This window comes from Streptomyces sp. NPDC057877 (assembly GCF_042796855.1).
Classification (GTDB): Bacteria; Actinomycetota; Actinomycetes; order Streptomycetales; family Streptomycetaceae; genus Streptomyces.
In genome coordinates, this window is sequence record NZ_JBHVMS010000024.1 from 1 (window position 1) to 8417 (window position 8417).

The following is an 8417-nucleotide window of genomic DNA, read 5'->3' on the forward strand; positions in this document are numbered from 1 at the left end:
CGCCGAGTGGTGTAGTCAGTCGAGCTCGTTTGGTTCCGCTTCGGCGGGGATCTGCCGTTGCGGGGTCGGCTTGTCGGTGAAGAGCTCGGCCATGGAGTTCGCAGAGGTAGCGGCGGTCGAAGACCTGCCACGCATCGTGGAGTTCGGCCAGGACCGCGGCGGCGAGCCGGTCGAGAGCGGCGGGGTTGGGAAAGACCTGGACGACGTCGGCCCGCCGTTTGATCTCCCGGTTCAGCCGCTCCAGCGGATTCGTCGACCAGATCTTCTTCCAGTGCGCCGGCGGGAAGTCTGCGAACGCCGTGATGTCTCCGGCCGCCTCCAGCAGCATGGTCCTGACCGGAGGGAACTGCCGTCCGGGCATGTCGGCCACGACGTCCAGCTGGCTGCGGACCTGCTCGGCGGTAGTCTGCGCGAAGATCGTGCGGATGGTCGCGGCGACCGTCTCCGCCGAGCCCTTTTCGATCACGGCAAAGACGTCGCGGACGAAGTGGACCCGGCACCTTTGCCAGGCCGAACCGAGGAAAACGGTGCTGATCGCGGCCACCAGACCGCTGTGGCTGTCGGAGATCACCAGCTGGGCGTTCTCCAGGCCGCGTGCCCGCAGCGAGCGCAGGAACTTCGTCCAGAACGGCTTCGACTCGCTGTCGCCGACCGTCAGCCCGAGGATCTCGCGGTGGCCGGTGGCGGAGATGCCGGTGGCGATGACCACGGCCTGCGAGACGATCGGGTGAGTAGCGGCACATCACCCTCGCCATGCTGACCCACGCCTTCCTCGCGGCCATGTCCGCCAGCGCAACGACGGCAAGGGGGGTCGCAGAAACGGTTCCGGCGCCCTTGCGCCCCCACCGTGGCAGAAGTCCGGCGGCTCCTGGCAGTTCACCGTCACTCACCGACACACCCGCGGAAAGCCGATCACGCGCTGAGCTGGTCGTGGTGGCGGTGCCACCACCAGGCAACCGCACAACGCTGCCACTACCATCGCCGCCCCGGTAGAGGTTACGAACTTCCCGCACCTGACGCCACGGCAGCCCAAGAGACTCGAGTAGGTGCCTCTGACCAGCAGAGATAGCGAACTGCAACTCGAGTACTAGACATTAGACAGATATCTGACGGTTGCCTGTCATTGATGGGGGGTTCAGACAGAACACCCGACATCAGCAGGCGCGTTCCCGTCAAACATCAGGCGCCGTGAGTTTTCGGTGGCGCACCGTCGCGTCTTGGCCATATTCGTCAAAGCACGTTAGTTCGAGTGCTGCGGGGATCACAAATCACCACGACCCTGATCACAACTGCCTCACAGGTGATGCACCGTGCGCACACAAACGCGAAGACTGATCACAGCCGTCGTGACTCTTGCTCTCCTGGCGATAGCCGGTGTCGTACCGTCCTGGGCCTCGCCCCGGGATCGGCCGCCGGCCGAGGTCCCGGCGGTCGTCCCCCAGGCGAAGGCCAGGACGGCCGACGATCTGCCCAAGCCGCCCAAGGCCATGACACTGGCCGAGCGTCGTCAACAGGTCGCGAAGGACCGGCATGAGCGGTCCCCGATGCGCGCGTACATGGACGCGCCCGGCCGCAAGTCGAAGGCCGCGCCTCACAGTCGGCCGGATGACCGCGACCGCCTCAAGCGCGGGCCCGCGGCAGAGCGGAGCCTGACGGCACAGCCGCTCGCGGCGGCAGGCGAGAACCCGACCTGGGTGTCGTCCTGGGCCACCGCGTACCCCGGGCTGCTGTCGATCGGCGGGCAGGTGAAGCTGCCGCAGCGCGGGTCGGCGTACACCGGGATGTGGCTCTACGTCCTGGACGAGGCAGGCTACCCGGTGCTGCAACAGGAGATCAGGAAGGCCACCGACAACCCCAGCGGTGACACCCCGGCCACGGGAGCCTGGTGCTACGACTGGTGGTCGAGCAACTCCTACCCCACCGACCAGTGCTTTTGGTGGGCCAGCAGCGGGTTGGGCGGCATCCTCGAGGACGGCAAGAAGTACTACGCCTGGGTCTTCCTGAACAGCGCGGACGAGTCGTCGAGTCCGGGCGGCACCACCTCCCCGCTGGTGGAGGCGTTCTACACGCCGGTGATCCCCGGCGCGCAGGCGGGCATCTGCACCTGCTACGCGCAGGCCCACCGCGCCGACCCGGTCAACACCGCGACCGGCATGTTCTTCGAGCAGCTCACCGACGCCTCACTGGTCGGCCCCGGCGTGCCGCTGACCCTGGAGCGCACCTACCGCTCCGACTCAAGCGCGGTCGGTCTGCTGGGACGCGGCTGGGCGACCCCGTTCGACGCCAGGCTGACCGTCGCGACGGGGAAGGTGACGTACCGGACGGACGACGGGGCGTCGTTCGTCTTCACCCAGGCGAGCGACGGCACGTACACCGCCCCGGCGGGCTCCGCGGCCAAGCTGGTCAAGGGCACGAGCGACTACACCCTGACCACGCCGGACCACACCAAGCGGACCTTCGACAGCGGTGGTCAGCTCGTCTCGATCGTGGACACCGCGGGCAAGGGGCTGAGCCTGACCTACGCCTCCGGCAGGCTCGCCTCCGTCAAGGACGCCGCCGGCCGGACCACCACCTTCACCTCCGGCACCAACGGACTGCTGTCCAAGGTCAACCTGCCGGACGGCACTTCGGTGTCGTACGGCTACACGGACGGTCTGCTGACCTCGGTGACCGACCCGGCGGGCAAGCGGTCGACCTACACCTACGGCACCGACAAGCGGCTGTCCTCGTACACCGACCCGGCGGGCGGCAAGGTCACCAACGTCTACGACTCCACGGGCCGCATCAGGTCCCAGACCGACCAGAACAACAAGACGACGACGTTCACCTGGGACGGCAGCAGCGAGTCGCACACCACGGCGCCGGACGGCGGGGTGTGGACCGACGTGTACGCCGGAAACGTCCTGATGGAGACGGTCGACCCGTACGGCAAGAGCATCACTTACGAGTACGACCGCCGTCTGCGGCCCGTCGCCATCACCGACCAGCGCGGCAGCACCACGGAGATGACGTACGACAGCGCCGGGAGGATGCTCAAGCGCAGCGCGCCCTCGGCCCTCGGCTACGCGGAGAGCTGGGCCTATGACGCCGCGGGCAACATCACCGGCCACACCGACGGCCGCGGCAACAAGACCACGTACACGTACAACACGTCGAACCAACTGACGTCCACCACCGACCCGATGGGTGGCAGGACCGCCTACACCTACACCGCGCTGGGTGCCATCGCCACGGTGACGACGCCGCGCGGCAGGACGACGACGTACGGCTATGACACGGCGGGCAACCGGACATCCGTCACCACGCCGCTGGGTGAGAAGTCGACGTTCACGTACGACAAGGCGGGGCGGATCCTGTCCAGGACGGACCCGCGCGGCAACGTCAGCGGCGCCGACCCGGCCGCCTACACCACGAGTTACACCTATGACGGCCGCGGACTGCTCAGCAGCGCCACCGATCCGCTGGGCCGCACCACGACCTACGGGTACAACGGCGCCGAACAGCTGACCTCCGCGCGCAACCCGGCGGGCGACACCACCACTTACGCGTACGACGACGCGGGACACCTGACCCGGACCACCGACCCGTCCGGCGCGTCCGTCGTCCGCGCCTACGACGCGGGCGGGCGCCTCGCCTCCGAGACCGACGCGGCGGGCAACAAGACCACCTACACCTACGACAAGGTGGGCCGCCTGCTGAGCAGCGTCTCCCCGCGCGGGAACGTCTCCGGCGCCGACCCGGCCGCCCACACCACGAGCTACGCCTACGACGCGGCGGGCAACCGGACCAAGGTCACCGGCCCCACCGGCGCGTCCACCACCACGACCTACGACGCGATCAACCGGCCGCTGGTGGTCACCGACCCGCTGGGCCACACCACCGCCTATACCTACGACGCCAACGACAACGTCACCAAGGTCACCGACGCCGCCGACAAGACCGTCACCTCCGTCTACGACAGGAACAACCGGCTCACCGGCAGCACCAACCAGCTGAGCAGGACCACCACCTACGCCTACGACGCCGATGGCAACCTGCTCAGCCGCACCTCCCCGCTCGGCCACAAGGAGAGCTGGACCTACGACGCCGACGGCCGCCAGGCCACGACCGTCGACCCGCGCGGCAACGCCACCGGCGCCGATCCCGCCCAGTACACGACCACGTACGGCTACGACCCGGCGGGCAACCTCACCACCGTCACCGACCCGCTCGGCGGCGTCACCACCACCGCCTACGACGCGGTGAACAACGTCGTCAAGCAGACGGACGCCGACCAGCGCGCCACGGCCTACGGCTACGACGACCTTGACCGGCTCACCCAGGTCACCGCCCCCGGCGGAGCGGTCACGATCTACGGCTACGACAAAAACGGTGACGTCGCCACGCGCACCGACGCCAATGGTCACGTCACCACGTATGCCTATGACACGGCCCGCCGTCTGACCTCGGTCACCGACCCGCTGGACCGGGTCACGGCCTACGCTTACGACGCCGACGGTAACCTGACGAGGAAGACCACGTCCCGCGGGTCCATCAGCTACTTCTACGACCCGCGCGGCCTGACCACCAAGACCGATTACTCGGACAGCACGCCGGATGTGACCTTCGGCTACAACGAAGCGGGGCAGCTGACGGCCCGCGTCAACTCCGCCATGTCCGAGGACTTTGTCTACGACCCGGTCGGCAACCTCACCAGGACCCGCCACTTCGCCTACACCTACGATGCTGCTGGGCGGATGCTCACCCGCACCTACAGTGGCGGCTCCATCGCGTACACCTACGACGCCGACGGCCGCACCGCCACGATGACGGCCGACGACAAGACCACCACGTACACCTGGGACCCGGCCGGGAACCTCACCCGCTCCGCGCTGCCCAACACCGAGACCGAGGACCGCACCCACGACCGCGCGGGCCGCGTCACCGCCGTGACCTCGGCCAAGGCGGGCACCACGGTCACCAAGACCGCGCTCACCCTGTCCGCCGCCGGACTGCCCACCCACGTGGACGTCACCCGGGCCGGGGTCGGCACCGGCGGCTACGACCTGACGTACGACGCCGCGGGCCGCCTTACCTCCGGCTGCTTCCCGCAGCCCGGCACAGCCGGATGCGCCGCAGGCCGTACCACGTCCTACACCTACGACAAGGTCGGCAACCGCCTGACCTCCACCCTCGGCACCACGTCCACCAGCTACACCTACGACGCCGCCGACCAGCTCACCTCTACCACGACCGGCACCACGACCACCGCCTACGCCTACGACGGCGAAGGCAACCAGACCAAGAAGGGCGCCGACACCTACACCTACGACCTGGCCGGACAGATCTTCGCCGCCACCGTCGCGGGCACCGGCTACACCTACAACCACGACGCCAGCGGCAACCAGGTCGCCGTCGCCAAGGACGGCACGATCACCAACCGCTACCAGTGGGATCCCAACGCACCGCTGCCGTTGCTTGCTTCGGAGTCCAGAGGTCTGGGCATCGCGCAGACATACCGTTATGACCCGCTGGGCCAGCCGGAATCCACGAAGGCGGGCCCCAGCACCGTCTTCTACTACCACCATGACACCCAGGGCTCCCCGGTCGACGTCACCGACAGCACCGGCACGCTCCACCAGCGCTGGGCCTACGACCCATACGGCGCCCGGACACTGGACACCACCGCCAGCGGAGCCCCCGCGAGCACCCCGTCCTACACCGGCGCCCGCCACGAGCCCACCACCGGCAACCTCGACCTGCACGCCCGCCAGTACGACACCACCACCGGCCGCTTCACCCGCCCCGACCCGGCGACCCGCGACCAGTCGACCCCGTACGTCTCGCCCTACGCGTACGCCGACAACGTCCCCACCTTCCTGACCGACCCCAGCGGTCTGACCCCCGACGACCCGAACGACCGGGTCGACAGCCTCGGCGAGGGCCTGAAGATCTTCGGCGAGGGCTTCCTGCAAGGGCTCAAGATGCCCTTCGAGTTCCTCGGCGACGCCAAGGACGCCGTCACCGGCCAGAACGGCGGCGCCGGAGCCTTCGTCGACAAGTACCTGCCCGTCCGCCCTGCCTACCGGCTCTACCGCGCCGAGTACATGCTCCGCCAGCAAGGCTGTGATGCGCTCGCCGATCTGTACGCCGAAGCGGCTGACGAACTGACCCAGCAGATCGCTGTCACTGGCCTTGCGGGGCTCACGGGATGGCGCCGCACAGCGGTTTACCCGGAGGCGTCGTCCGCTGATGCTAGCCGGTCCGCACCAGGCTTCGTGGCGGGAGGCGATCACGGCGTCGTCGACGTGCGGGGTATTGGGCGTCCAGATAACGAACTCGTTCTAAGTGGGCACGGCGTTATTCGAGCCGGTGACGGCACTGCGGTGACTGTTCCGCAGGGGACAACCCTCTACCTGTACAGCAAACATGGCGAGCCCATCCTTGATGTCGCCGGTAATGCTATCGAGAACGGTTTCATGCAAAAGAGTAGCGCCAGGGAGATATATAAGCCCGGCGAAACGTTGCCCGATTACTCTCTCTTGCCGCCGACGGGCCTGAAAATCGAAGGATCCCCGCGAACTGTGACCGTGCAAGGGGAGACAAGACTTTCAGACCTGCTCCGGCCTAACATGGGAGTCGTACACTGGGCCGCATGCAGAAGCGTGAGGTGTTAGATGACCTATTTTGAAGACATGTCACCGTACGGATACCTGCCTGGTACTGTCCCCGAAGGGGTGACTGCCCGCGCCGTGGGATGGCTCGAGGGTGACCGTAGCTACGCCAAGGGCCAGGTCCCGGATGATTTCTTGCGGGAACTGGGCCATCTCGTCCGCGAGGAAAGGCAAATGCAGACGAGAGGCTGGCACAGTTGCACACTCTCGCTTGGAAGTGAGAGCTGCGAAGATCCCGTGCAGGTAAACTTCGGGGGAGATACCCGATCAGTGGGCGGAGCGGAGATCCGTGTAGTCGCTGCGTCGGGTGACTGGCTTATCGCCCCGGACCTGATCTATCACTACGTGGTGGATCATTCCTATAGGCCGCCGCAGTCGTTCGTCGAAGCGGTTACAGCACGGCGTATCGCCCCTCTAGTGGACGTTATGTAGTTGCGCGCTTCTGGGTCGATTAGTTGGCCTAATGACGAGCACTAGATGTATGCCTGCCCCATGGCTCTGCGTGATGCGCCGGGCCATGGGACGGTCCATCAAACAGAGGTCATTGGGTCGATTACCGCCCTCGACCAGTCGAGCTTCTTCGCCGACTGCAGCTTCATCAGCAGCGCCGGGTGCAGCTGGTCCCACACGCCGGTGTGCAGCACGAACAGGATCCCGCACAACGCCTGCCGGTCTGCCGACGACCTGTCCACTCTTCCGAGCATGCCGGCAGCAGATTTCTGCCCATGCCCGCTCACAGCGGCCTGCACCCAGCTCAATGCCGCAACCAAAGACCAGAACTCACCTCGGACCGACTGCTCTGCGGCACGCGCATCGACGGCGAAGCCGCACACCCTCCCCAGCCCGGGGTCACCACCCCGCTCAGGCGCCTGCAGAACCAGATCAACGACGTGCTCTCCCCATGCGCTGACCCCACCCAGGCCAGCCGCTACTTCACCGATCTCCGCGTCATGGCAGCCGTCCTCCAGGCCACCTAGCCGCTCGGAAAGGATTCGACAGCGGCAAGGAAGGAAAGGGGACCACGTCGAAAGGGTGAGATGGGACGCACCGCCCTCCTCGGCCGTCGCCACCGCCACCCTGCTTGCGGGAGCCGACACCCTACTCACCATGAACACAACCGCACGTCAGGACGCCCTCCGCACCATGCTGCCCTCGGCTCCGGCAAAAGGATCAAAGCAATGGGTACGGACCTGGACACACCTCAGGCAGCACGCCTCGCCCCACCTCCGCGACGAAGTCGAGACCGCAGGGGCCAACTATCTCTGAGAACCAGCGGACTTCCCGACGTCTCTGGCCACCTATAGCTGAAGGTCACAGTAGTTCTGTCCTTTGACAGCGAAGATAGTCGGGCGCAGGACGCTGACCTGCGGCGACTCAGTTGGGTGTCAACGAGCCATCTCGTGATTCCTGTGGATCGACGCGCAAAGTCGGGCTGCAGACGATCTCCTCGCGGATGCGTTCAAGGTGCGTACCCCGTGGGGCGTGAACCCTGACAGCTACTGGCGGCGGGATGCTGGCCAGCCTGATACGGAACAGATCGTCCAGCACCTCGGCGCCGACAACGTCCTCCTGCGCGGGGCCGACTTCGTCGACCAGGTTCGCAACCGTGCCCGGACGGCGTGGACGGGGCAAGCGACAGCCACGGCGTGATCGCATGTGTGGACTGCGCAGAGGGATGCCCTGGCAGTACACGTTTCGGCAGGGTCTCCCCAAAGCCGAGAGCTCACGGTTTGCTGTTCATCCAAGGATGGTGTCCCGCCGAGT

3 protein-coding genes and 1 pseudogene are annotated in these 8417 nt (G+C 66.9%); 2 read left to right on the forward strand and 2 right to left on the reverse strand.

Going from position 1 to position 8417, the window contains the following annotated elements:
• Nucleotides 1-730: pseudogene (locus ACFVQG_RS38550) on the reverse strand (IS256 family transposase); the annotation flags it as partial.
• A 757-nt stretch (nucleotides 731-1487) separates the two neighbouring features.
• Here ACFVQG_RS38550 and ACFVQG_RS38555 point away from each other — a divergent pair.
• The gene (locus tag ACFVQG_RS38555) at nucleotides 1488-6656 is read left to right on the forward strand and encodes a putative adhesin (RefSeq protein WP_383393384.1); all 5169 of its coding nucleotides are present in this window, start codon (nucleotides 1488-1490) and stop codon (nucleotides 6654-6656) included.
• 527 nt (nucleotides 6657-7183) lie between these two features.
• Here ACFVQG_RS38555 and ACFVQG_RS38560 read toward each other — a convergent pair.
• Nucleotides 7184-7723 carry a hypothetical protein gene (locus ACFVQG_RS38560; RefSeq protein ID WP_383393379.1) on the reverse strand — a complete coding sequence of 180 codons (540 nt, stop codon included), beginning with the start codon at nucleotides 7721-7723 and terminating at the stop codon, nucleotides 7184-7186.
• Between the two features lie 412 nt (nucleotides 7724-8135).
• Between ACFVQG_RS38560 and ACFVQG_RS38565 the strand changes: the two genes are divergently transcribed.
• A complete protein-coding gene (locus ACFVQG_RS38565) occupies nucleotides 8136-8303 on the forward strand; it encodes a hypothetical protein (RefSeq protein ID WP_383393381.1) in 168 nt (55 codons plus the stop codon).
• Nucleotides 8304-8417: the final 114 nt, after the last annotated feature.